Annotated in this window: 30 protein-coding genes and 1 riboswitch; of the genes, 17 read left to right on the top strand and 13 right to left on the bottom strand. The window is 39.8% G+C overall.

Annotated features, from left to right (window positions below; genetic code table 11):
• Positions 1–3 precede the first annotated feature (3 nt).
• Together PDT38_RS05880 and PDT38_RS05875 are read left to right on the top strand one after the other, a co-directional pair.
• The gene (locus PDT38_RS05880) at positions 4–804 is read left to right on the top strand and encodes an NAD kinase (RefSeq protein ID WP_270799696.1); all 801 of its coding nucleotides are present in this window, start codon (positions 4–6) and stop codon (positions 802–804) included.
• A gap of 6 nt (positions 805–810) precedes the next feature.
• Complete coding sequence (locus tag PDT38_RS05875; RefSeq protein WP_270799695.1) at positions 811–1,743, top strand: RluA family pseudouridine synthase; 933 nt, start codon at positions 811–813, stop codon at positions 1,741–1,743.
• An 87-nt stretch (positions 1,744–1,830) separates the two neighbouring features.
• Here the strand turns inward: PDT38_RS05875 and prpE are convergent, their stop codons facing one another.
• Positions 1,831–2,574 (bottom strand): bis(5'-nucleosyl)-tetraphosphatase PrpE, encoded by a 744-nt coding sequence (gene prpE, locus PDT38_RS05870; RefSeq protein WP_270799694.1) that lies wholly within the window; start codon positions 2,572–2,574, stop codon positions 1,831–1,833.
• Positions 2,575–2,785: 211 nt separating this feature from the next.
• Here prpE and PDT38_RS05865 point away from each other — a divergent pair, with 211 nt between their 5' ends.
• From PDT38_RS05865 to PDT38_RS05820, 10 genes are all read left to right on the top strand, one after another.
• Positions 2,786–4,630 carry a monovalent cation:proton antiporter family protein gene (locus tag PDT38_RS05865; protein WP_270799693.1) on the top strand — a complete coding sequence of 615 codons (1,845 nt, stop codon included), beginning with the start codon at positions 2,786–2,788 and terminating at the stop codon, positions 4,628–4,630.
• A gap of 58 nt (positions 4,631–4,688) precedes the next feature.
• Positions 4,689–4,797, top strand: a riboswitch (TPP riboswitch).
• Between the two features lie 80 nt (positions 4,798–4,877).
• The gene (tenA, locus tag PDT38_RS05860; protein ID WP_270799692.1) at positions 4,878–5,579 is read left to right on the top strand and encodes a thiaminase II; all 702 of its coding nucleotides are present in this window, start codon (positions 4,878–4,880) and stop codon (positions 5,577–5,579) included.
• Positions 5,554–6,171, top strand: coding sequence for a thiazole tautomerase TenI (gene tenI / locus PDT38_RS05855; RefSeq protein ID WP_270799691.1), 618 nt, complete (start codon positions 5,554–5,556; stop codon positions 6,169–6,171). Before tenA ends, tenI begins: the two co-directional genes overlap by 26 nt.
• Entirely contained in the window at positions 6,155–7,261 is a 1,107-nt protein-coding gene (thiO, locus tag PDT38_RS05850) for a glycine oxidase ThiO (RefSeq protein ID WP_270799690.1), read from the top strand. Before tenI ends, thiO begins: the two co-directional genes overlap by 17 nt.
• Positions 7,258–7,461 (top strand): sulfur carrier protein ThiS, encoded by a 204-nt coding sequence (thiS, locus tag PDT38_RS05845; RefSeq protein ID WP_270799689.1) that lies wholly within the window; start codon positions 7,258–7,260, stop codon positions 7,459–7,461. The genes thiO and thiS overlap by 4 nt, the downstream gene beginning before the upstream one ends.
• Positions 7,462–7,463: 2 nt before the next feature.
• Positions 7,464–8,231, top strand: coding sequence for a thiazole synthase (locus PDT38_RS05840; protein ID WP_394356220.1), 768 nt, complete (start codon positions 7,464–7,466; stop codon positions 8,229–8,231).
• Positions 8,228–9,262: a ThiF family adenylyltransferase gene (locus PDT38_RS05835; protein ID WP_270799688.1), complete on the top strand. Its 1,035-nt coding sequence runs from the start codon at positions 8,228–8,230 to the stop codon at positions 9,260–9,262. The genes PDT38_RS05840 and PDT38_RS05835 overlap by 4 nt, the downstream gene beginning before the upstream one ends.
• Positions 9,249–10,052: a bifunctional hydroxymethylpyrimidine kinase/phosphomethylpyrimidine kinase gene (gene thiD, locus PDT38_RS05830; RefSeq protein WP_270799687.1), complete on the top strand. Its 804-nt coding sequence runs from the start codon at positions 9,249–9,251 to the stop codon at positions 10,050–10,052. Before PDT38_RS05835 ends, thiD begins: the two co-directional genes overlap by 14 nt.
• Before the next feature lie 109 nt (positions 10,053–10,161).
• Entirely contained in the window at positions 10,162–10,938 is a 777-nt protein-coding gene (gene fabI, locus PDT38_RS05825; RefSeq protein WP_270799686.1) for an enoyl-ACP reductase FabI, read from the top strand.
• A 107-nt stretch (positions 10,939–11,045) separates the two neighbouring features.
• The gene (locus PDT38_RS05820; protein ID WP_270799685.1) at positions 11,046–11,528 is read left to right on the top strand and encodes a CotO family spore coat protein; all 483 of its coding nucleotides are present in this window, start codon (positions 11,046–11,048) and stop codon (positions 11,526–11,528) included.
• Between the two features lie 35 nt (positions 11,529–11,563).
• On the opposite strand, the gene PDT38_RS05815 is transcribed toward PDT38_RS05820, so the two are convergent.
• The 5 genes from PDT38_RS05815 to PDT38_RS05795 all read right to left on the bottom strand — a co-directional run bounded on the left by PDT38_RS05815 (position 11,564) and on the right by PDT38_RS05795 (position 14,107).
• Positions 11,564–12,013 carry a CotY/CotZ family spore coat protein gene (locus PDT38_RS05815; protein WP_270799683.1) on the bottom strand — a complete coding sequence of 150 codons (450 nt, stop codon included), beginning with the start codon at positions 12,011–12,013 and terminating at the stop codon, positions 11,564–11,566.
• A 134-nt stretch (positions 12,014–12,147) separates the two neighbouring features.
• Positions 12,148–12,624, bottom strand: coding sequence for a CotY/CotZ family spore coat protein (locus PDT38_RS05810; RefSeq protein WP_270799682.1), 477 nt, complete (start codon positions 12,622–12,624; stop codon positions 12,148–12,150).
• A 131-nt stretch (positions 12,625–12,755) separates the two neighbouring features.
• Positions 12,756–13,262, bottom strand: coding sequence for a spore coat protein (locus PDT38_RS05805; protein WP_270799681.1), 507 nt, complete (start codon positions 13,260–13,262; stop codon positions 12,756–12,758).
• 67 nt (positions 13,263–13,329) lie between these two features.
• Positions 13,330–13,677, bottom strand: coding sequence for a spore coat protein (locus PDT38_RS05800; protein ID WP_270799679.1), 348 nt, complete (start codon positions 13,675–13,677; stop codon positions 13,330–13,332).
• A 43-nt stretch (positions 13,678–13,720) separates the two neighbouring features.
• Positions 13,721–14,107, bottom strand: coding sequence for a spore coat protein (locus PDT38_RS05795; protein WP_270799676.1), 387 nt, complete (start codon positions 14,105–14,107; stop codon positions 13,721–13,723).
• A 138-nt stretch (positions 14,108–14,245) separates the two neighbouring features.
• Here PDT38_RS05795 and PDT38_RS05790 point away from each other — a divergent pair, with 138 nt between their 5' ends.
• The 4 genes from PDT38_RS05790 (at position 14,246) to PDT38_RS05775 (ending at position 15,681) form a co-directional block, all read left to right on the top strand.
• Positions 14,246–14,599: a DUF1360 domain-containing protein gene (locus PDT38_RS05790; protein ID WP_270799674.1), complete on the top strand. Its 354-nt coding sequence runs from the start codon at positions 14,246–14,248 to the stop codon at positions 14,597–14,599.
• A 297-nt stretch (positions 14,600–14,896) separates the two neighbouring features.
• The gene (locus tag PDT38_RS05785; protein ID WP_270799672.1) at positions 14,897–15,106 is read left to right on the top strand and encodes a hypothetical protein; all 210 of its coding nucleotides are present in this window, start codon (positions 14,897–14,899) and stop codon (positions 15,104–15,106) included.
• A gap of 76 nt (positions 15,107–15,182) precedes the next feature.
• Positions 15,183–15,302 carry a YjcZ family sporulation protein gene (locus PDT38_RS05780; protein WP_270799671.1) on the top strand — a complete coding sequence of 40 codons (120 nt, stop codon included), beginning with the start codon at positions 15,183–15,185 and terminating at the stop codon, positions 15,300–15,302.
• Between the two features lie 121 nt (positions 15,303–15,423).
• On the top strand, positions 15,424–15,681 hold the full coding sequence (locus PDT38_RS05775) for a stage VI sporulation protein F (RefSeq protein ID WP_172294210.1): 258 nt from the start codon (positions 15,424–15,426) through the stop codon (positions 15,679–15,681).
• Between the two features lie 38 nt (positions 15,682–15,719).
• On the opposite strand, the gene PDT38_RS05770 is transcribed toward PDT38_RS05775, so the two are convergent.
• Positions 15,720–17,975, bottom strand: a complete 2,256-nt coding sequence (locus tag PDT38_RS05770) for a UvrD-helicase domain-containing protein (RefSeq protein ID WP_270799670.1) — start codon at positions 17,973–17,975, stop codon at positions 15,720–15,722.
• Between the two features lie 106 nt (positions 17,976–18,081).
• Here PDT38_RS05770 and PDT38_RS05765 point away from each other — a divergent pair, with 106 nt between their 5' ends.
• Complete coding sequence (locus PDT38_RS05765) at positions 18,082–18,339, top strand: hypothetical protein (protein ID WP_270799669.1); 258 nt, start codon at positions 18,082–18,084, stop codon at positions 18,337–18,339.
• A 465-nt stretch (positions 18,340–18,804) separates the two neighbouring features.
• Here PDT38_RS05765 and PDT38_RS05760 read toward each other — a convergent pair whose 3' ends face one another.
• From PDT38_RS05760 to PDT38_RS05735, 6 genes are all read right to left on the bottom strand, one after another.
• Positions 18,805–19,392: a DedA family protein gene (locus PDT38_RS05760; RefSeq protein ID WP_270799667.1), complete on the bottom strand. Its 588-nt coding sequence runs from the start codon at positions 19,390–19,392 to the stop codon at positions 18,805–18,807.
• Positions 19,393–19,595: 203 nt separating this feature from the next.
• The gene (locus PDT38_RS05755) at positions 19,596–20,105 is read right to left on the bottom strand and encodes a YjcG family protein (protein ID WP_270799664.1); all 510 of its coding nucleotides are present in this window, start codon (positions 20,103–20,105) and stop codon (positions 19,596–19,598) included.
• 55 nt (positions 20,106–20,160) lie between these two features.
• Positions 20,161–20,874, bottom strand: coding sequence for an esterase family protein (locus PDT38_RS05750; protein ID WP_270800150.1), 714 nt, complete (start codon positions 20,872–20,874; stop codon positions 20,161–20,163).
• A 97-nt stretch (positions 20,875–20,971) separates the two neighbouring features.
• Positions 20,972–21,232, bottom strand: coding sequence for a helix-hairpin-helix domain-containing protein (locus PDT38_RS05745; RefSeq protein WP_270799662.1), 261 nt, complete (start codon positions 21,230–21,232; stop codon positions 20,972–20,974).
• Positions 21,233–21,332: 100 nt separating this feature from the next.
• Complete coding sequence (locus PDT38_RS05740; protein ID WP_270799661.1) at positions 21,333–21,818, bottom strand: DinB family protein; 486 nt, start codon at positions 21,816–21,818, stop codon at positions 21,333–21,335.
• A gap of 60 nt (positions 21,819–21,878) precedes the next feature.
• The gene (locus PDT38_RS05735) at positions 21,879–22,832 is read right to left on the bottom strand and encodes a helix-turn-helix transcriptional regulator (RefSeq protein WP_270799659.1); all 954 of its coding nucleotides are present in this window, start codon (positions 22,830–22,832) and stop codon (positions 21,879–21,881) included.
• Positions 22,833–22,881 lie beyond the last annotated feature (49 nt).

Genomic DNA, 22,881 nt, shown 5'->3' with positions numbered 1-22,881 from the left:
AAGATGAAGTTTGCGGTATCGTCGAAAGGGAATACGGTGTCTGATGCGTTGAAAAACCGAATTGAAACATATTTGCTTGATTTTGGTCTTGAGAACAATGAACAAGAACCGGATATCATCATCTCCGTCGGAGGTGATGGAACACTTTTACACGCGTTTCATAAATATAGTGACCGACTTGATAAAACAGCGTTTGTCGGTGTTCATACAGGTCACCTTGGTTTTTATGCTGACTGGGTTCCTGATGAGATTGAAAAGCTGGTCATTGCAATCGCCAAAACGCCATTTCAAGTAGTCGAATACCCCGTTTTAGAAGTGATTGTCCGCTACAATGACGGGGGAAAAGAAGCGAGGTATTTGGCTCTAAATGAGTGCACAATTAAAAGCATTGAAGGCACACTTGTGACAAATGTTGAAATAAAAGGAGAACTATTTGAAACATTTCGTGGAGACGGTCTTTGCCTATCGACACCTTCAGGAAGCACCGCTTACAATAAAGCGCTGGGCGGTGCTATTATCCATCCGTCAATTAGGGCGATTCAATTGGCTGAAATGGCATCCATCAACAATCGCGTCTTTCGGACTGTCGGCTCTCCTTTAATTTTGCCTGAACACCATACATGTGTCATCAAACCCATTAATGATGTGAATTTTCAAGTTTCAATTGATCATTTAACATTACTTTATAAAGACGTTAAATCAATACAATGCCGTGTAGCAAGCGAGAATGTCAGATTTGCACGCTTTCGTCCATTTCCTTTTTGGAAGAGGGTGCAAGATTCTTTTATTGGCAAGGGAGAATAATTTGTTGTGCGTGACTTTTTTGTGAAACAAATGATAATGGACAAAGAGCATGGAGTTTTACTGAAGGACTATCTCCGGCATTTGGGGATTTCCAAGCGGCTACTTGTGGACATCAAGTTTGGAGGTGGCGATCTTTTCGTCAACGGAAAACATGTGACGGTCAGATATGTTCTTCAGAAAGGGGACGAACTTGTGATTCGCTTTCCGCTAGAAAAGGTAAGCGAATCATTGCGTCCAGAAATGATCCCACTCAATATTTTATTTGAAGATGATCATGTTCTCGTCTTGAATAAGCAACCATACCTCTCATCCATTCCATCAAGAGAACACCCATCGGGAAGTCTTGCAAATGGGCTTATTCATTATTACAGACAAAATGACTACCAGGCGACAGTTCATTTAGTAAGCCGGCTTGATCGAGATACTTCAGGAGTAATGTTAGTTGCTAAACATCGTTTTGCTCATTCACTTTTGTCGAACTTGCAAAAAAATGGAAAAGTCAAACGAGAATACCGTGCGATTGTTCAAGGACTGATCAGAGAAGAACAGGGAACGATCGATGCTCCGATCGGTAGAAAAACAGATAGTATTATTGAACGATCAGTCATTTCCGAAGGTCAAAAAGCAGTGACCCATTTTAAGGTGAACAATCGAATTGGAGATTTGACTGATGTTTCACTTCATCTGGAAACAGGAAGAACTCATCAAATTCGTGTTCACATGAGTCATATTGGTCACCCGCTTTGTGGCGATACATTATACGGAGGCAGTCGTGCTTTAATTAACAGACAGGCACTTCATAGTGAAAAACTAACCTTTATACATCCATTCACCAGAGAAGAACTGACATTTAATGCGCCAATCCCGCAAGATATTCAGCAATTATTAGGCGATCGTCCGGCTGATTTCTCACTACTTAAAGAAAATGATCGAGTATAATATTTCGGATAAGGCGGACTGTTCAACATTTTGGCGGAAATAGTAGGAGAGGACCTCACATTTAGACAAATGTGAGGTCCTTTTCATTTATTCCTCATAGGAGCGGAATCTTGATTCATCAAATGGTAATGATGAAGGAACAGATTCAGTTATTAACTCAGGGAATCTGAAGGCTGTTAAGCGGTTGCCAAACACACAGCCTGTATCAATATTAATCGTATGATGAATCATTCGTGGTGTTTTGACTGGGGTATGGCCATAAACGACCCATGGTTTGCCATGGTAATGAATAGCCCAATCCCGTCTAACAGGTCGTCCGTCAGGCAGTGTTTCCCCTGTTATATCTCCGTATAGCACAAATTGTTTTACCTTTCCGCCCGGTTTTTTACCAATGTCTTCAGCCTTAATACCGGCATGAGCAACAACGAGCTGACCGTCGTGCAAAATATCATAAAGTGGTGCACGTTCATAGAGACGAATAAAAAGCTCTCGAATATACGCTTGTTCTTTTTGTGGGAGTTGCTTGTATTCAGCTGCCGTCGTTTCAAGACCATGCATCAGTTTGACTGGATTACCTTTAAAAAAGCGATAAAGCTTATTGCAGTGGTTGCCTGGAACATAGCGCACCACACCTTTTTCAACTGCATGTGCAACAAATTGAACAACATCAAGTGATTTTGGCCCTCTGTCAGTCAAATCTCCAAGAAAGACAAGTGTTCTGTTTTCGGGATGAACAGGTAAACTAGAATGGAGAGAATATCCGAGCTTTTTAACTAATGTGATCATCTCATCATAACAACCGTGAACATCGCCAATCACATCATAATTCATATTTACCTCCAGCTATTCCATTGAATGTTTTATGTTTATCATGATCTAAGCATGATGAATTGATGAACGCTGTTTTTTTCCAGATAGAAAATCAAGCATATCACTTTTTTTTCTTGCTCAGCATTGTTAAAATCGTTCTTTATAAGTTGTGAAAAATACGAACCTTTTGATTTGATTTAGGGAACGATAAGGTTTTAGGAGGTACCAATAAATGGAGCATACATCTGTTTCATCATTAGTCGTTGTACTTATTATTGCATTTTTAACCCCAATCTTGCTGCATCGGTTAAAACTTGGCATTCCTGTAGTTGTAGCAGAGATTATCATGGGTCTTTTTATCGGTAAAAGCGGTTTAAACCTTGTCACTGCACATGATACATGGTTGGAGACTTTATCGATGCTTGGCTTTATCTTTTTAATGTTTTTAAGTGGTTTAGAAATTGATTTTTCTGCATTTGAAAAAGGAAAGAAAAAGCAGACTCTTCAAAATGGAAAGACTGCGCCTAATACATTCAAAACAGCGCTGATTGTATTTGCAGGCATTTTTATTCTTTCACTTGCTCTTTCATACAGTTTTGTTTGGGCCGGATTTATTGATAATGCTTTTTTAATGACACTGATTATTTCGACCATTTCACTTGGAGTTGTCGTTCCGACGCTGAAGGAAGAACGGCTGATGAAAACAAATATTGGTCAAATTATTTTGCTTGTGGCTGTGATCGCTGATTTAGCAACGATGATCTTATTAGCTGTGTTCGCATCAATTTATAGTGATGAAAGTAACAATATGTGGCTTTTGATGATTTTGTTTGCAGCCGGTGTTGTCCTTTATTTGTTTGGCAGAGTATTTAAACATCGTTCATTTGTTGAGGTGTTGTCAAAGGGAACGATTCAAATCGGCACAAGAGCCATTTTTACCTTAATTATCGTTTTGGTGGCCTTGTCAGAATCACTAGGAGCTGAGAATATTTTAGGCGCCTTTTTAGCTGGAGTGCTTGTGTCTCTGCTTTCTCCCAATAAAGAACTCGTACAACAGCTCGATTCATTTGGTTATGGTTTTTTGATTCCGATCTTTTTTGTGATGACAGGCGTCAAATTGGATATTTGGTCATTATTTGAAAATCCGAAAATTTTAGTGATGATCCCGCTTCTGTTTGTTGCACTGTTGCTAAGCAAAACGGTTCCAGCACTGGTTTTATGCAAATGGTATGATTTCAAAAAAGTGCTGGCTTCAGGTTTTCTGCTGACTTCAACGCTATCTCTCGTTATTGCTGCAACAACAATCGGTGAACGGATAGGCATAATCGATGCCCAAATGTCAGGAGCGCTTATTTTAGTTGCTGTCATCACATGTATTATTACACCTGTTGTTTTTAAAAAATGGATGCCAAAAACAGAACATGAAATCGAACAGAAAACAATCACCTTTATCGGTGCTAATCAAATGACACTGCCTGTTACACTTGAACTTTCACCGCAAGAATACAATGTTAGAGTTCTGCATATGTATCAAGAAAAGAAAGAAGAAAAGATGAACGATTCTGTTTTTGATGTCGAAATATTACCTGACTATGAATATGACACCCTTCAATCCTTTGCCGTCTTTGATACAGATATCCTAGTTGTAGCGACAGGAAACGAAGAACGGAACATCGGCATTGCCCTTTTCGGACAAAATCAGAAGGTAAAAAGAATTATCGCACGCGCTGATACACCAAAAGCTGAGGCCGAATTAAAAGAGAATGGAATCGAAGTATTTTCGATTATGTTGTCAACGAAAACATTGCTGCGTGCTTTGATTGAAGCACCTGGTGTGATGAAATTGCTAACACATCAGGATACTTCATTGTATGAAATCAACATCAACAATGAACGATTTGATAGTGTGTTGTTAAGAGAATTCCCTTTTACTGGAGATGTGATCTTTGTCCGGATTTTTCGCGGTGTTGACAGTATTGTTCCTCACGGTGATACGATGTTGCAATTGGGTGACCGCTTGATCGCCACTGGTTCCCGTGAATATATTGCAGAATTGAAAAAAATGCTTGAAGACTGATAGCTTGACCATTTTGTAATTCGTGTTAAGATAAAAGTATAGCTAAATAAAAAGAAATGTTTTCCACTAGGGGAGTCCTTTATAAGGGCTGAGATAAAAGTGTGACTTTTAGACCCTCATAACCTGAACAGGTTCAAACCTGCGTAGGGAAGTGGCAAGGTATTTGACGATTCATTTTGCGAATTCCAAACCACTTTCCTATGGGAAGTGGTTTTTTCATTTTTAATATTGAAGGGAGAGCCTTGATATGAAGTTTTCAGAAGAGTGTCGAAAAAGTGCTACAAAATGGTGGGAAGGCAGTTTTGATCATCCATTTATTAAGGGAATAGGAGATGGTTCGTTATCGCTTGATCGCTTTCAATACTATGTTCTGCAAGATTCTTATTATTTAACCCACTTTGCCAAGGTTCAAACGTTTGCTGCGGCAAATGCGGATGATTTATATGTCACAAGCCGAATGGCAGAGCATGCAAAAGGGACTTATGAAGCTGAGCTGTCACTACATAGGAAATTTGTCAAGTTATTGAAGATAACCGAAGATGAAATAAACAAGTTTCAGCCATCACCAACAGCCTATGCTTACACATCCCATATGTACCGTTCTGTTTTAAGTGGCAGTTTTCCAGAAATTCTTGGGGCGTTGCTTCCTTGTTACTGGCTTTACTATGAAGTCGGTGAAACATTGAAACCATGTAAGCCGAAAAACGAAATCTATCAAGAATGGATTGCTACATACGGAGGAGATTGGTTTAAAAAACTCGTGACTGAACAGATTGACCGCTTTGATGAACTGGCTGAAAAAAATAGCGCTGAAACTCGATTGAAGATGAAAGAAAACTTTGTAATTTCAAGTTATTACGAATATCAGTTTTGGAATATGGCATATGAAAAAGAAGGCTGGTCAAAAAGCGGGGTGAAACCATTTGCAATTACATGCGATCACAGATAACCGTCATTCTTGGGCAGAACTTGCAACCAAAATCATGACCATTAAAGATGTAGTAGATTTCATTCATATTCGTGAAAGGTCAAAAAACGTAAACGATATTTCACGACTAATCGAACATTTGCTTGATTATGGTGTTGATAAAAGAAAACTGATCATCAATGACAGGGTAGACATTGCTTTATTTCATCATATCCATCAAGTGCAGCTTCCCGCTCATAGTTTTGCTGTGAAAACCGTGAGAAGTCATTTTCCCCATTTAAAAATCGGAAAGTCTGTACATTCCATTTCAGAAGCCGTTCAGGCGGAAAAAGAAGGTGCGGATTATGTAATGTTTGGACATATTTTTGCAACCGACAGCAAAAAGGGGCAGGCAGGAAGGGGAACAGATCGTTTGGCTGAAGTGAAGCAAGCTGTTGGTATTCCTGTGGTGGCAATTGGTGGAATTACAGACGAACGATTTCCAGAAGTGCAAGTGGTAAACCCAGAGGGGATTGCAGTGATGTCAGCCATTTTTTCAAAAGATGATCCTCTAGAAGCAGTTGAACGTCTTGCTTGTCATCTGAAGGGAGCTCCTTATGAAAAAACACTATGAAGTAATTGTTGTCGGAGGAGGAATTATTGGTACGTCAATTGCTTATCATCTTGCAAAAGCGGGAAAGAAAACGGCTGTTTTTGAAAGTGGGGAAGTTGGAAAAAAAGCAACACAGGCTGCTGCAGGAATGCTTGGTGCCCATGCTGAGTGTGATAAGCCCGGAACGTTTTTTCAATTTGCCAGAGCGAGCCAAAAAGCTTATCAACAACTGACAATTGAACTAATAAACAATAGCGAGATTGATATTAGACGACATGATGGAGGAATTCTGAAGATCGCTTTTACAGAAAGCGATCGAGAACGTCTGATGCGAATGGCCGCTTTGGATTCTGCTGAATGGCTGACACCTCAGCAAGTTGTTGACATAGAGCCAGATGTAACAAAAGATATCATCGGCGCAAATTTTATAGCAGATGATGTTCATGTGGAGCCCATTGCTGTCTGCAAAGCGTTCGCCAAAGGGGCCAGACTGTTTGGGGCTGACATCTTCGAATATACTCCTGTTATGGCAATTGATACAGATTCAGGTGTTCAAATTCAAACCGCTCTAGGCATAGTGGAAGCAGAGCATATTGTCGTTGCATGTGGTGTATGGAGTGGCCCTTTTTTCAAACAGCTAGGAATAAATAAGAGTTTTTATCCTGTAAAAGGTGAGTGTCTATCTGTTTGGAATGATCGGGTTCCTTTAATAAGAACGCTATATCATGATCATTGTTACATAGTCCCGCGTCATAACGGAAAGCTGATTATCGGTGCAACAATGAAACCAAACAATTGGGATGAGCGGCCAGACCTAGACGGGATCAAAGCGATGATCGAAAAGGCGAAAACAATGCTTCCTGAGATTGATAAGCTGAAAATCGATCGGTGTTGGGCAGGACTAAGGCCGGCAACAGTGGATGGAAATCCCTATATTGGCCGCCATCCTCAGAACAACCGAATTTTGTTTGCCGCAGGGCATTTCAGAAACGGGATTTTGTTAGCGCCAGCTACTGGGGAAATGATCAGGGATCTGATCATTGGAGAACCGGTTAAACCGGCGTGGATAGAAGCATTTAAACTGGAGCGAACGGAGGTTGTGATCGAGTGAACATTCAACTAAATGGTCGGAAAATCGAATGGCAAAATGACAGGAGAACGATATATGATTTACTCGTCTTCTATCAGTTGGACAACCGGGTGGTTGTTGTTGAAAGGAACAAACAAATTGTTGCGAAAGAACAGTATCATAAGGTTGAATTTGAAGATGATGATGTCATTGAAATTGTACATTTTGTTGGAGGGGGATAATCATGTTAAAGATTGCTAATCAACAGTTTTCATCAAGGTTATTGCTTGGAACAGGAAAATATCCGTCATTTGATATTCAAAAAGAAGCGGTGCGCGTCTCAGAGTCAGAAATTCTTACTTTTGCCGTCAGACGGATGAATATTTTTAAAGAATCACAACCTAATTTTTTAGAACAGCTTGATTTAAGTCGTTATACGTTATTACCTAATACAGCAGGGGCAAAAACAGCAGAAGAAGCAGTGCGAATTGCCAGACTTGCAAAAGCATCCGGCCTTTGTGATATGGTGAAAGTGGAAGTCATCGGCTGCGACCGTTCACTACTGCCTGATCCTGTTGAAACATTAAAAGCATCTGAAGCTTTGCTTGAAGAAGGCTTTATTGTGTTGCCATATACATCAGATGATGTTGTCCTGGCTAGAAAACTAGAACAACTTGGTGTACATGCGATTATGCCAGGGGCTTCTCCAATCGGATCAGGGCAGGGGATTATCAATCCGCTCAACCTTTCATTCATCATTGATCAGGCTAAAATTCCGGTTATTGTTGATGCTGGGATCGGTTCACCGAAAGATGCAGCATATGCGATGGAACTGGGAGCAGACGGTGTTTTATTAAACACGGCTGTCAGCGGTGCAAAAGATCCAGTGAAAATGGCACTGGCTATGAAGCTTGCGGTTGAAGCGGGCAGGCTCGGATATCTTGCCGGAAGAATACCTGAAAAGAACTACGGTATCGCCTCTAGCCCAGAAGAAGGGATGTTACCATCTTGAATGATCGGTATTCTCGCCAAGAGCGATTTCGCCCGATTGGACCGGAGGGTCAGATCAAGTTGCAGCGCGCCCATGTACTTGTGGTCGGAGCTGGGGCTCTCGGATCTGCAAGTGCAGAAATGCTAGTCAGAGCAGGGGTTGGTTCACTAACAATTGTTGACCGTGATTATGTGGAAGCAAGTAATCTCCAACGTCAGCAGCTCTATACAGAAGATGATGTCAATGACCACTTACCGAAAGCGGCAGCAGCTGAGAAACGGCTTCGCCATATCAATCATTCAGTTGAAGTGAAAGGGATTGTCACAGATGTGACAGCTGAAAAAATACTTGATTTGGCTGAGGGCTCATCGCTGATTATTGATGCCGTTGATAACTTTGAAACTCGACTTATCGTCAATGATGCTGCCGTTAAATTGGGAATACCTTTTTTATATGGGGCATGTGTTGCAAGCTATGGGATTACCTATACTGTTATTCCTAAGAAAACACCGTGTCTTCATTGCCTTTTGGGGCATTTTTCGATGAATGATCTCACCTGTGATACATCAGGAATTATTAGTCCAGTTGTTCAACAGGTATCAGCTTTGCAAGTGACTGATGCTCTTAAACTATTAACTGGTCATGAGATGACTGGAATGATCCGTTCATTTGATTTGTGGACAAATGAACGAGCAGAAATTCACGCGGATCTTCTCAAAGATCAGGCTTGTCCAACATGTGTTGCTCAAACGTTCCCGTTCCTTTCTATTCAAAATGAAACAAAAGCTGCTGTTCTCTGTGGGCGTGAAACCGTTCAAATCAGAGCGGCTGGCGAGAAGCCACCAGCACTCAAAGAATTAGCCACCCGTTTTAGAAAAGCAGGTTTACATGTAGTAGGAAACCCATATTTAGTATCATGCAAACTCGAGGACTGTAAACTCGTGATCTTTCGTGATGGTCGCGCGTTTATTCATGGACTAAACGATGTGAACAAGGCAAAAACAATCTATCACAAGTGGATTGGAAGGAGTGCAAAACATGAAAATATATAAAGCATTAACGATTGCTGGGTCTGATTCTGGGGGAGGCGCAGGTATTCAAGCTGATCTCAAGACATTTCAAGAGCTTGAAGTATTCGGTATGTCAGCTTTAACAGCAATTACTGCTCAAAATACAGTAGGTGTGCATGGTGTATATCCACTCACTCCTGAAGCACTCGGAAAACAAATTGAAGCAGTCGTTTCAGACTTGCGTCCTGATGCTATTAAAACAGGAATGCTTTGGAATGCAGACATGATAGAGGAAATCGTCTTTCAGTTGACGAAATATAAGCTTGAGCATGTGATTGTTGATCCGGTTATGATAGCTAAAGGTGGGGCTTCATTGTTGAACGAAGCAGCGATTGAGACATTGAAACGACAGTTTTTGCCACTAGCTTATGCTGTGACACCGAACATTCCGGAAGCAGAAATTCTGACGGGAAGAACGATTGAAACGATGGAAGATCGTAAAAAAGCCGCACGTGACTTGCATAAAATGGGGGTTCGCTACCCGATTATTAAAGGGGGGCATCAACCAGAAGAACAAACAGTAACAGATCTACTCTTTGATGGAGAAAGTATGATTGAAATTTCAAATCCATACATTCATACAAAAAATACGCATGGAACAGGTTGCACATTTTCTGCCGCTTTAGCAGCGCAAACAGCAAAAGGAATCGCAATTCATGAGGCATTTCAAATCGCTGATTCCTTTGTTCACAAAGCGGTGGCCAATAGTTTTGACATCGGTAGTGGACATGGGCCGACAAACCATTTTGCTTTTAAAAAAGCGAAAGTTTAGGCTTTAACAAATGGTGAGTTTCTGAAATTGTCAGACGGTTGTCAGATGTGATACTATATATTATGATCAGGTACTAATAAAATGTTAATCATTAGGAGGATTTATACATATGAATGTATCACTTGAAGGCCGGAATATTGTCGTGATGGGTGTTGCCAATAAACGAAGCATTGCCTGGGGAATTGCTCGATCTCTTCATCAAGCAGGTGCAAGATTGATTTTTACGTATGTTGGTGAGCGCCTTGAAAAGTCAGTAAAACAATTAGCTGATTCTTTGGATCGCAATGATTCCATTATATTACCTTGTGATGTGACAAGCGATCAGGAAATTGAAGCTTGCTTTGCAAAAATAAAAGAGGAGGTTCAGGTCATTCACGGTGTTGCGCATGCCATCGCATTCGCAAATAAAGAAGAGCTTGTAGGAGAATACTTGAATACGAATCGTGAAGGCTTTCTACTTGCCCAGAATGTCAGCTCTTACTCATTGACAGCTGTTGCTAAAGCTGCACGCGGCATCATGACTGAAGGAGGAAGTATTGTTACACTTACTTATCTTGGCGGTGAGCGTGTCGTTGCAAACTATAATGTCATGGGTGTTGCCAAAGCTTCCCTTGAAGCAAGTGTCAAATATTTGGCGAACGATCTTGGCAAGGACGGAATTCGAGTCAACAGCATTTCTGCAGGACCGATCCGGACGCTGTCTGCAAAAGGCATTAGCGATTTTAACACGATTTTAAAAGAAATTGAGGAACGTGCTCCGCTTCGTCGCACGACAACTCCAGAGGAGGTCGGTGATACAGCCACTTTCCTATTCAGTGATCTTTCCCGAGGCATAACAGGTGAAAATCTCCATGTTGACTCAGGTTTTCATATCCTTGCTCGATAACATCCTATAAAAGCAATCTGGTTTAGTCCAGAATTGCTTTTTTCTTTTCTTCTGATTTTTCTAGGTCTGTCATATAGATATACCATGAACAGATCGGAGGGATGAAGATGTCTAATAAGAAAAACAATACAGAGCAGAAGCCGCTCATGTATATTGTACAACCGGATTATGAAACAATAGAGGCGAATATGCAGGATATTCTCATTAAAAAAAGAAAGACGATAAAACCCAACACCGCAGAAAAGAAGTCAAAAAAACTGAAGGAAGAACAGCCAACAACACAGCATTCCAAAGAGGATGAAAAACAAGAAGCCGTTCCTAACAAAGAGCCAGAAAGACATGGAAAAGGCTTAAGGCCAGTGAAAAAACCGCTTAATAAAATGACGATACCTGAAAAAATTGATTTCTTAATTAGCTTTCCTGGAAATATGCCAAAAACGCTTTGTTTAATTGAAGCAGGTGGAAAAACATATAGAGGAACATTGGTCGGAAAAAAAGACGATACTGTCATTGTGCGGACATCTAGTAAAGGTGCTCCAGCAGAATTACAAATTGACAGCATCACTGCATTGCATCCACTTGGATTTTAGAACGGTATGCAAAAAAGTCCCAGGTTCGGGACTTTTTAATTTGAGCGGTTGATCAATTGTGGATTTAAACATTCAATCGCACAGAAGCATTCTAAGTCACACTCAACACAAAAATTAGTTTTTTCCAATCGGAAAACATCGCAAATTTTATCTTTTTCATCTGTGAAATCAAGAATATGACGATTTTCATCAAAAGCGATTAACAATCTAAGTGTAGCGCAGCAACCTTTAATCTTTTCTACTCTGAAGAAAACGGTGTTAAAACAAGGACCTGCTCCCAGCTCACCTACATTTCCAAATGCGACAAACGGTTTTGATTCGGCTGGATATAGAATAAATGGAATCGTATCACCGAAATGTCGTGTTGGAGAAAGCAGATTATTAAAACAGCTTGTCGGACAGCCCTCATCATGAATTGCGTTTTGCAGTTCAAAAATATTTTCAACAGCTTCACAAACGCAATTGTCAACTGAAAAGTTCGCCATGTTATAATCCCTCCTAAACTTGGGAATGTTATTCCTTTTTTAAAACAGCAGGGCATTTTTATTGTAAAAGGAGCTGCCGAGAGCCGGCAGCCGTCATCAAGTGAACTTATTTCTGCCCTACGGGAATCGATTACCTAACCGTGATTGTGTTTATTGTCTGCTGCGCGATCAACAAGTTCAGGGGATAGACATTGAATTGCACAGAAACAACTCAAGTCAACTTCAATACAAAATTCCGTTTTTTCTAGCCCGAAAAAGTCAGGATCACAAGGGTGGCAGACACTTAGTGTATTGCCGTTTATGTCCACAGGTTTCAGGATTGAAAGGGTCGCACAGCAATCTTTTAAACTTTCAGCCCGGAAGAAAATAGATTCAAAACATTGCATATCATCTACAAATCCTCCGACATTTCCAAATGTTGAAAACAAACCGCCACTTTCATCAAATAAAAGGAACGGAATGGTGTCTTTACCGGAAACAGTCGGGTTCAGCAGATTGCCGAAACAGCTAGTCGGACATGTTTCTTCTACTGCTTCCTGTTCTTCTATAATCTGCTCAACTGCTTCGCATACACAATTTTCATGCCGGCCATGGTGTTTTCCGCAGCTCATGGATTTCAGCTCCTTTATACTAGGATATTTGACTTTAGTCTTTAACAACATATGTACCCTTGCCCTTGTTGGTGTGGGTAATCGTCTATAAAATGAAGAAAAGCAGAGCATTTTTGGCTCTGCTTTTCGTATTAAAGAACCCCAACAATCAATGTTGTGATGACAACTGTAAGTGTTTGGACAGCTGTTGAGACCAATGTTGCAACATCTGTATCTTCTGTTGTCACTGTGACATCGCGGGAATTGTCGATCACTAGTTTTTGACGGTTTGTTTGTTTATTTGCTGATACTTGCAATAAGTCTTGTGATACAAGCTCCGCCAAATCAGCGTCATCAATAATGGCGAGCACAACTGTGACAATTGCAGTTTGAATCGATGTCAAAACAGATGTAACAACTTGTGTGTCCTCTGTAGAAACTCTAATATCGCAAGAGTCTTTAATAATAATTGTTTCATCTGAAAGCTGTTTGTTGAGGTTGAGCTGATCCAATTCCTGATTGATAAAGGCGTCATCTTTTCCGCATTTGCAGTTGTAATCATCACAAAGCTGTTTTTTAGGAAATCTTGGATAATACTCAGTTCCTGGATGATCGCACTCAGGATCAAGCGCAACCCAAGAATATGGTCTTGTTTCCATTTGTTTTCCTCCTTCCATTTACTATTATTAAATGTTGAAACTCATCAACTTGTATATGGCAGATACCCTACTCCAAATCCCCATTTTTTTCTTCGTCCTCTGGATGATGTTCTTGTTGCCTTTTTTGTCTTAATTTTTCTCGTAATTTATTTGAACGATTTCTTCTTCGTTTTGTTTTATCTTTAGATTGTTTGGCCGTGTCCTGCTTTTCTTCTTGCTTTTTTTCGTTTTGTTTTTGGATGATCGCTTCAGATTGTGCTTTTAAATCTTCGAGCATCTTTAAAATATTCTGTTTTTCTTCTTCAGATAATGTGCGGACATTGTCTTTTGAGACGCCATGCTTCCGAAGAACATTTGACACAAGCGTATTCATTAATGGATTTACCTCTGATTTGAGTTTTTCTAGATCTGACAATGGATTCTCACCTCAATTTCTAAAATATTAGACAGAAAGAAGATCAGATGATGTCAAGGGCGGACAATAGAACGGTTAGTAATTCTGTCAAAATTAGCACAGAAATGACAATTTCAGTTGAGGAAAGTGTAATGGAGACATTGCGACTACCTAGCACTATGATCGCAATTCTTTTTTTATTTTGTAGTTTTTGTACAGCAAGAAGGTCTTCTGCAATCGGTGCGACAGTCTCCTGATCTTCAATTACGAGTTGCACTGCTAGAATAATCAATGTCATCACCATTGCCTGCAAGGAGAGTGCTTCTGTTACGTTTGACGTATGAATTGTGACATGTTCTGAATCGATAATTTCAATCAGCTGATCAAATTCCTCAGACAGTTCATTGAACATTTTTTCATATAATGTTTCGGCACGTTGTTCAAATGACATAACTTTCACTCCTTTCTTATCTACAATTTATTAAATGCAGACTGGTTCCTTAGCGGAATAAGGAAAACATACATTTCCACACCCAAATTCATCTTACATACAATCGTGCATATATTGGTGAGCGGGAGGGAGTGTGACATGATTCAAAGCCCGTTTTTATTCATCATTTTTTCAATTGCAGTATTTCGGCTGACACGCCTGATTGTTTTTGATACGATCATGGCTCCATTGCGAAGAATTTTTCACGAAGAGATTGAAGAAAAAAATGAATTAGGCCAGGTGAACACCTATATTGTCATTAAAGGAAGCGGACTCAGAGCTTGGATTGGGGAGCTGTTGAGCTGTTATTGGTGTACGGGGGTTTGGTGTACAGGATTTTTACTTATTTTTCATATGTTTATTCCACAAGTTGCGGACTGGTTGCTTCTTTTGTTGGCGATCTCAGGTCTGGCAGGGATTGTAGAAACCATCGTTTCCAAACAGCTCGATTGAATGGGGGTTTATCACTAGCAACTTATCAAAAAGAGGGTCATATAATGACATATAAGCAAGCATGAGAAAGGAATGATTATCGCAATGAGACAAGTGAAAAGACGGTCTGGCCATTTATCGAATACTTCTCATACTCATCAGTCTACTTTCTCAAAAAAATTGAAGAAAAAAGGCTGTGGTTGCACGAAAAAGAAAAGAATTCAATAGTTTTTAGAAAAGAAAAGCCGGAAATCATCCGGTTTTTTTGTTCCTTTTTTTGACCTATACGCATACATCATCATAAGGAGGATCATCTATATGAATCTATTTGAACAACTAATTGAAGCGTATGGCGAAAGGCATCATCAACACCAGTCCGATCATGAGCGAGTCATACTTGAGCAAGACCGGCGATTAAATGAATTTGATAAAGCGGCTGACCAATTTGGAAAACAGATTGAGCAGTTTGCTGAACAAGCAGAAAAATGGCTGGGAGAACATGAGCGGATACCTGGCATATTTAAATAATCCACACAAACCCTATGTATTGATCCAAGCGAAACTTAACAATTTTCATATGGTGTAAGAAAAGGAGGTGCTTCAAATGGGCTTTTGTTATGGTGGCTATGGCGGCGGCTACGGCGGTGGCTATGGCTCAACATTTGTCCTGATTGTTGTTCTGTTTATTCTTTTGATCATTGTCGGCGCTTCTTTTAGATACTAGTCTGCAAAAGGAGAGAGCTAACAGGTGTATATCCTGTTTCAATGCTCTCTTCTACCAAGCACATAAATGTATTTTTCACATATGAATAGTGTAGCACCCTAAAAGACCGAGGAGGACAAAGATGGATAATAAATTTTTTAAGAGTATTGAAAAGAAAACAGGTGTCAATATGGATGATGTCATGCAGTTAGCAAACTCTTTACAAAATGCTAACTTCAAAGATGAAAAAACCGTCCGAAGCGTGATAAGCCGTGTTGCTAAATTAGCAAACAAACGGGTTCCGAAAGAATTAGAAGATAAGATTGTCAAATCCATTACCAGCGGAAAAGAAAAATTGGACTTTGATACGATTTCTAAAATGATGAACAATAAAAAATAACCATCGGGCTCTCCAACAAGGAGGGCGCGGTGGTTTTTCTATTGTTGCAAGAGGGGCAGCAAAAATCTTGAACGGTACGTTGTTCTGCCTCTTCTCATGGAAGGAACACTGATATACAGGTTTTGTTTGGCTCGAGTCATCGCAACATAAAGGAGTCTTCTCTCTTCTTCTAGAGCGGTTTCATCCCCTTTTCTTGCCATATCCAATGCAAAATCATGAGGAACAGAGCCATCGGTTACGCCCAATATATATACAGTATGAAATTCAAGCCCTTTAGCTCGATGTATCGTCAATAGTTGTACACCATTCCTGATAGGTTTAAGTTTTTCTGCTGCTCTTATATGGTCAACGTGAGCTAAAAATTCTGGAATCGTAGTGAATCGTTTTGCCGCTGTTTTCAAATCACGGAGATCATCAGAGCCTTTTTCAAGGATATTGCCTTCATTTCCACGTTTTTTCAAATAGTTAGAAAAACCCATTTGTTCTTCTGCAAAAGTGATGGCTTCGACCGGTTTCATCGTTTTAAGTCCTGCAAAAAAAGGAACAATTTTTTTGATTTTTTCAAGCTGAAAAGATTTGATATCTGTTAATTTTTTGAGTGCCTGAACCAGTGTACAATCCTCTGTAATGGAAAGAGCTTTAAGTGTGTTCAAAGCAGATTGTTTTAAAAACAGAACAGGCAACAATTGTTTGACAGCTTCTGGGTCATCCTCATTTTGGCTTAAATAAAGATAGGCGAGCATCTGCCGGACGATTCGTCTGCTATAGAATGTTTGAACACCTTGTTCTGCAGTATAAGGAATTGCTGACTGGTGAAGCCGTTCGAAAACAGCGCGGCCGCTACTGTTGGTCCGATAGAGTATAGCAAAATCTTCCGGCTTGGCACCATTTTCAATTTTTTCTTGAATATCAGAGACAACCATAATCGCTTCTTCTTCTTCATCATAAGGATAAAACAAAAGCGGTTTTTTTGGATCATCGCGGACAGCATCCAATGTTTTGACAAAGCGTTGTTTGTTTCGCTTTACAACTGCATCAGCGCTTTTAACAATCGAGTGGCTCGACCGATAGTTTGTTGTCAGGCGAATCGTTTTCGCATCTGGAAAATCCTTTTGAAAATCAAGAATAAATGAAGGACTACTCCCTCTAAAAGCATAAATAGATTGATCATCATCTCCAACACACATCAGATTGTTTTCTGGATCGGCAATCAGTCGAATCACTGCGTACTGAACTGGATTAATGTCCTGAAACTCATCGATTAAAATGGCGTAAAACCGTGTTCGATATTGCTGTAAAAGATCAGGGTGTTCCTGAAGCAATTCATAGCAGGCAGATGCCATATCATCAAAATCGAATTGTTGCCGGGATTTTTTTTGCTGTTCATAAGAAAGATATAAGCGGTACACTTGTTTCTCCCAGTCATCTTGAAGTGGGATATTTTGTCCCGGTAAAAAAGCGTTTTTCCAGTAGCCGATCTGCTGTAGCGCTTGATCAATCGGAAAATCTTTTTCATCAAGTCCTTGTTCCGCAAGTGCTATTTTTAAGTACTGCTCTTTTTGCCAATCCCATTTTAACAATCGTTCGCCATTCCATTTTACTGAATCATAGTGATATAAAATTTTATAAAAAAAGCTATGGAAAGTGCCTGTCACAAGCCGGTTGACCACCTGTTTAGCTAAACCGTATGTTGTTGCCATCCGCTCTTTCATTTCTTTTACCGCTTTTGTAGTGAATGTCACGAGTAAAATTGCTGACGGCGGTATATCAAGATGGGAGATGAGATAGGCAGCTCTGGCTGTTAGTACCCGTGTTTTTCCACTTCCTGCACCAGCTAAGACGAGAAGTGGACCTTCGTTAGCTGAAACAGCTTCTAGCTGTTTTTCATTCAAGGGGACGTTTTGAAAAAATGATTCAGCAGTTATTTCGGGTTTTGGTTCAAAAGTAGTTTTAATAACAGCTGCGCGAGGTGCTTTCCAATATTCTGCTGTTGTTGTTTTGTCTCCTGAGATCGATTTTCCTTTCGGGAGACGAAATAGGCCATTTTCGGTGTAGCTGCTTTCGTCTTTATCTACTTTTTCCTTTAGAGAGGTGGTTTCACATTCAGAAAAATCACCGATGTCCCTATGATAGAAATGCGGTTCTTCATGGATCGATAGTTTTAATCGTAAGGGCAAACCACAACATTTGCATGTGATACGATCTTTTTTTGCCTCTTCAAAGAGGAATTGCAAATGTTCTCTAGAATAAGTATGTATATGAATGTCTCGGTTGTTTAATCGGGCGCATTTCACTTTTAAATACCTCCAATAATTGGTCATCATCATATCATGAGACAACGTTTATCATATCAAATAAGACAGTAGATTGATAGATTGAATTGTTTAAGGAGGAGTCATCATGGGATATTTACCACCAGTTCACAATGATCAGCATACCCAATACGTCAATCGGACCATTCCTCAAAAGTCAAATTATGCAAATATACAAAAAACAACTAGCATTCCTAGTGAACGAGCCTATCGAGAAATTGAGAAAAGAGAGGAAAACCGCACTGTAAATGGAAGGAAGATTCAAGAAAAAAAGCGAAAAAAAAGTTTGAATCGCCGGATTGATGAAAAAAGAAAAGACGGTTTGCATATAAATGAATCGATTTAAAGTGAGAGTTGTCACAAAGTGAAATTTAAGGGACAATTTTTTCAAATACCGTTATTGTGAATGATCATACACTATACTTTCACTGAATTGCATGATGATGCTCGTGTTACAAGAGTTATCAATTGGAGCATTGCCGAATTTGCAATGAAATCAGGTTTAAAAGAGTATGAGGTATATGCTAAGCATGCTTTAGCGGTAGTAAATTGCATTTAAAAGAAGCGAAATTCGTACTCCTTGAAGAGTTGTACTGGAGCGTTAGTACCTGAGTGGTTTTGGGTTTTCCTTTGGAGTGTTTGGTTGTATCTATTTCATTCTATCTTTTTCGAAACTTGTATATAAAGTATAAAAAATAATCCATATCAGTTTTTATTGACATTCTTCTGAAATACGAAAGAGCCGATTTAGTCTTGCTATGTAAAATTCGGCTCTTTTCTTATTTTGAAATGCTGGCGGGTACCCCTAGTCTTATTTTTTACGGAGTTTTTTAAGTCCGAAGTATAAAATGATCAAGACGACGGCCGCAATCATGATTGGGATCGTGTATTTTTTCGCTACATTTTCAACATGATCCCAGCGACTCCCAAGCTCGATTCCGAGGTACACAAAAAAAATTGACCATGGGATGATGGCCAGTACGGTTAAACCGACGAATTTTGAAAGTGGCATTTTGGCAATCCCGGCTGGAATTGAAATGGCGTGGCGGACAACTGGAATAAAACGCGCCGAGAAGACAACACCGCCTCCGTATTTCTCAAACCATTTTTCAGCTGTTTCGATATGATGCTTTTTAATGAATAAGTATTTTCCGTATTTATATAAAAATGGCCTCCCGCCATAGCAGCCGATCCAGTAAAGAAAACATTGTGCGATCGTTCCGCCAATGACGCCCGCAATCACGGCTCCGGTAAATGTAATGGTACCGTTTGACACCATATATCCTCCGTAAGCGAGGACAATTTCACTTGGAATGATCTCAATCATTAAGCCAAGTGCAATTCCGAAATAACCAAGATCGGTTAGCCACATTAATATGTCAGTTACTATGCTTCCCATATCTATTTTTCACCCTGCCTTTATTTTCATCAGCCGGACATGTTTGAATTTGTCCGCCTCCTGTTTTTCATTATATACATTTTGTGTTAGTCTGTCTTCTCTAAGCAGAAACAGGTTCAATCATAAGGGAAGAAAAAACCCGTTCATTTGTTTTTGAACGGGTTAATGGTCATCAATTGAAAAGATCTTTATTTCTTTTCAATTCACACGCCTAAAATAAATGTTTCATATACGGTCCAAGACCCATTGTCCAATTGGTAGAGCAAATGGAAGCGGTCGACCATTTCTTCGTGTGATGCCTCTCTCATTTTAAGAGATCCAAGGACATCTGAATGTTCATCATAAGAAAGGTTTTGGGCAATTGTGAAATGGGGAACAAACGCATATTCAGGTTGATCCTCTAAAATGCCACTGTACATTTTTTCATGCAATTCCGTCAATTCTGCTGTTGGTTCGACCTTCATATATATCACATTGTTGACGGGAGCAAAGGAACTAAATTTTGTGATCTTTATTGAGATCGGCCGCAATTGTTTGGAAATTTCTCTAAGCTGTGTGACGACTTTAGCGATTTTCTCATTAGAAGCTTCAAATGTTGTTCTTAGCGTAAGATGTGGCGGGATTAAAGAGTAATTCGGATCATACCGTTTTCGATAGGAATTGGCAATATCTTGAAGTTTTTTTGATGGAAATAGGACAATCCCGTATTTCATTTTGTTCCCTCCTTAGGCAAATCTTTTATAGTTTTAGTATAACAAACATAGAAAACTAGAGCATTTTTTTTAAAGCGCTTGTAATTAAAGGTTGCCAGTATGTCCATTTATGATCTCCGTCAAACTTTTCAAAGTCATAATTTGTCTGCTTTTCAAGAAGCTCTTTCAATTTTTGATTGGACTCCGTAAAATCAACGATTTGATTGTCCGTTGTTTTCACCTCTGTTTCTTTTGAGCCGATTTGGTGGCAGATTGAGATGAGCTGAAGAGAATGATTGTTTCTTACTTTTTCGAGCACATGATTGTCGACATATGGAGATTGTAAGATGACATTGCCAAACATATTCGGATAGTCAAGTGCTGTCATCAGAGAAACCGTTGCCCCAAGAGAATCGCCTATCAATGTTCTACTTGACCCGACCTGATATGTTGGATACTCTTGATCGATAAATGGAACAAGTTCATGTGCTAAAAAACGTTTATAGGCCTCGAATTTGGTTCCTTCCGGATGATATGTATGTCTTCTTTCTTGGACATTTTTATAAGGAATGCCGATGACAATCGTGCGTTCTATCTCACCATTTTTCCATAACTCTTCAATCTGCCTGCCGATCCGTCCCAGTCGAAAATAATCATGCCCATCCTGTGCGATCAAGACATGATATTTATAAAGTGGGGAATAGGCAGCTGGTAAATAGATTAAAAGCTCCATTTCTTCACCGAGAGCTTCTGAGTATCGTTGTTTTTCTTGAATGACTCCTGTTTTCATAGTCAAGATGAATTCCTCCAAAATGTGAACGTTTCCATTCATTGTAACATGAAATGCTTGTGAGAAGTGAAAATAAGCTGCCGGTTTGCTCAGCAGCTTAGTGTTTTCTCTCATACCAAGGTTTAATCGGTCTATCTTCGGGATAGCCATATTGTACCCGACATTTTTTTCTTTCAGATGTAAAGTTCCACCGGCTTTTGTTACTGTCGGGATGATTTGCGTGATGGACGATACAGCTTAATGCATCTTCTGCACAAGGATCAAGCCAATAGCCTTTTTGCTTTTCTAGGCGATTGATTAACTCAGCTCCTGTTTGATTTTTCATGTCAGCGAGAGCGTAGTAACCGAGATCGATCACAGATTGTGCTATTTTAGGACCTTAGAAGGAAGCATCTGAAATTCGGCGAGCACTTTGATGTAATTCGCTTGTTATTTTCTAAAGGAATCATCACCTTTATTCAAATATACAAATCAAACATGCTGACCTCGTAATCAAGCTGTTTTAAGTAATTAAAAAGTTGGGCACGGTGATGGAAAAGATGTGTTAAGGTTTCTGTCAGCCACTGGCTCTGAGTCAATCCTTTATCAAGATAAAACGGTGTTGTTTTTTTCGTTAAAAACTCTTCAACAGATAAGGAAGTCATGTAAGCTGTGAAGTGCTCAAACCCTTTTTGCATCGCTTGTCTCATTTGCTGAGCCGGCATGATGCTGTATTTTTTTTCAATCTCCATGATCATCTCTTCTTTGTTTTCTTGCATGATGGCAAGGTCTGTTTCTGGGATTGCGATAAGGTGACTTGTCAGCTTTTTGAGGTTGCGCATCCGTTCAGCAGGTCGGTAAGACCAATCAGTTTCCTTTATCTTTTCTAAAAGGCGGCATGTCGACTCAACACCTTTTTCCATTTCGTTTAACAGAACATTTCTTAACGTATGAACTCCATTCATTTTCTTCATCCTTTCATATGCTTTTAATATGAAGATATCATGTAATACTGACAGCCTTTGTCATGATTGTTGATAATGATCCAAAAGTTTCGTAGCTTTTTGTTGAAGATAACGTTTGATTTCTTCTGGTTCTGTTACGATCACTTCAGCGCCTAAGTTCCATAAACATTTGGCGAAAAACTCTAGCTCAGCTTTTGGAATATCCTTATCAATAGAGCCTGTCCCATCATGATGTGTGTCAACAATTTTTAGTAAATCGAGGTCTGACAAGGCCTGTCTAGTCCCGATTTGCGTTAGTTTTGCCTTTAAGCGAACGGGGTCTGGACAACTATTCTCAGAAGTCTGAATCCAGCTGAGAACCGACTCATATGGCAGTGGACGAGCTTTTTCACAGTCTGTTTTCTCTGCTTTTACAATCCGGTCAGCGCGAAACAGCCGAAACTCTTGTCGTTTAAAGCAATATGCCGGACAATACCAAAAACCGTTCCAACTGTATAAACCGATCGGTTGAATCATCCTTTTTGACGCTGTGTTTGTTCCATCATAATCAATCAAAACGACAGATTGTGTGATGGCAGCATCCAAGAGGATATTCATTTGGTTTGCTGGAAGTGGGCGAAATGGATGCCAGAATACGATTCGATCTTTCATCGTGTCAATCCGCTGTTGCATTTGTTTAGGTAGCTGCTGATAAAATTTTTTCAAGGCTGCTCTTGTTTCAGCCTCAAAGGGAAGGGCTCCGAAAAACTGTAAAGATTGATATGCAAAAAACATGGCGGCTGCCTCTGATTCTGTAAATATGAGCGGCGGTAGTATCGGGTCATTTAGCAAATAATAGCCGCCATGAGCACCGACTTCTGAATAAATCGGGACACCGAGAGCGCTCAGTTCGTCCAAATCACGTAGAATGGTGCGGTATGATACACCAAATTCAGCTGCAAGTCCCCGGGCTGTAAATTTGCGTTTTGTATGAATAGTCATCATCAGTTCAATTAAACGGTATGTTTTGGACACCTCTCCATCCTCCGATCATGATCAATTGCTCTTATCATACCAGAAATAC

The sequence above is a fragment of the Bacillus changyiensis genome, assembly GCF_027706145.1.
GTDB classification, from domain to species: Bacteria; Bacillota; Bacilli; order Bacillales; family Bacillaceae; genus Bacillus; species Bacillus changyiensis.
This window is presented reverse-complemented; position numbering and strand designations above follow the sequence as displayed.

Coding starts and splice junctions, on each gene's coding strand:
- PDT38_RS05785 (WP_270799672.1), top strand. CDS start 14,897: ATGAATCTATTTGAACAACTAATTGAAGCGTATGGCGAAAGGCATCAT.
- PDT38_RS05815 (WP_270799683.1), bottom strand. CDS start 12,013: ATGGCGAACTTTTCAGTTGACAATTGCGTTTGTGAAGCTGTTGAAAAT.
- PDT38_RS05865 (WP_270799693.1), top strand. CDS start 2,786: ATGGAGCATACATCTGTTTCATCATTAGTCGTTGTACTTATTATTGCA.
- PDT38_RS05780 (WP_270799671.1), top strand. CDS start 15,183: ATGGGCTTTTGTTATGGTGGCTATGGCGGCGGCTACGGCGGTGGCTAT.
- PDT38_RS05795 (WP_270799676.1), bottom strand. CDS start 14,107: ATGTCATTTGAACAACGTGCCGAAACATTATATGAAAAAATGTTCAAT.
- fabI (WP_270799686.1), top strand. CDS start 10,162: ATGAATGTATCACTTGAAGGCCGGAATATTGTCGTGATGGGTGTTGCC.
- PDT38_RS05790 (WP_270799674.1), top strand. CDS start 14,246: ATGATTCAAAGCCCGTTTTTATTCATCATTTTTTCAATTGCAGTATTT.
- PDT38_RS05755 (WP_270799664.1), bottom strand. CDS start 20,105: ATGAAATACGGGATTGTCCTATTTCCATCAAAAAAACTTCAAGATATT.
- PDT38_RS05740 (WP_270799661.1), bottom strand. CDS start 21,818: ATGAATGGAGTTCATACGTTAAGAAATGTTCTGTTAAACGAAATGGAA.
- PDT38_RS05820 (WP_270799685.1), top strand. CDS start 11,046: ATGTCTAATAAGAAAAACAATACAGAGCAGAAGCCGCTCATGTATATT.
- PDT38_RS05760 (WP_270799667.1), bottom strand. CDS start 19,392: ATGGGAAGCATAGTAACTGACATATTAATGTGGCTAACCGATCTTGGT.
- PDT38_RS05810 (WP_270799682.1), bottom strand. CDS start 12,624: ATGAGCTGCGGAAAACACCATGGCCGGCATGAAAATTGTGTATGCGAA.
- PDT38_RS05765 (WP_270799669.1), top strand. CDS start 18,082: ATGGGATATTTACCACCAGTTCACAATGATCAGCATACCCAATACGTC.
- tenA (WP_270799692.1), top strand. CDS start 4,878: ATGAAGTTTTCAGAAGAGTGTCGAAAAAGTGCTACAAAATGGTGGGAA.
- thiO (WP_270799690.1), top strand. CDS start 6,155: ATGAAAAAACACTATGAAGTAATTGTTGTCGGAGGAGGAATTATTGGT.
- PDT38_RS05880 (WP_270799696.1), top strand. CDS start 4: ATGAAGTTTGCGGTATCGTCGAAAGGGAATACGGTGTCTGATGCGTTG.
- thiD (WP_270799687.1), top strand. CDS start 9,249: ATGAAAATATATAAAGCATTAACGATTGCTGGGTCTGATTCTGGGGGA.
- PDT38_RS05840 (WP_394356220.1), top strand. CDS start 7,464: ATGTTAAAGATTGCTAATCAACAGTTTTCATCAAGGTTATTGCTTGGA.
- prpE (WP_270799694.1), bottom strand. CDS start 2,574: ATGAATTATGATGTGATTGGCGATGTTCACGGTTGTTATGATGAGATG.
- PDT38_RS05750 (WP_270800150.1), bottom strand. CDS start 20,874: ATGAAAACAGGAGTCATTCAAGAAAAACAACGATACTCAGAAGCTCTC.
- PDT38_RS05805 (WP_270799681.1), bottom strand. CDS start 13,262: ATGGAAACAAGACCATATTCTTGGGTTGCGCTTGATCCTGAGTGCGAT.
- PDT38_RS05775 (WP_172294210.1), top strand. CDS start 15,424: ATGGATAATAAATTTTTTAAGAGTATTGAAAAGAAAACAGGTGTCAAT.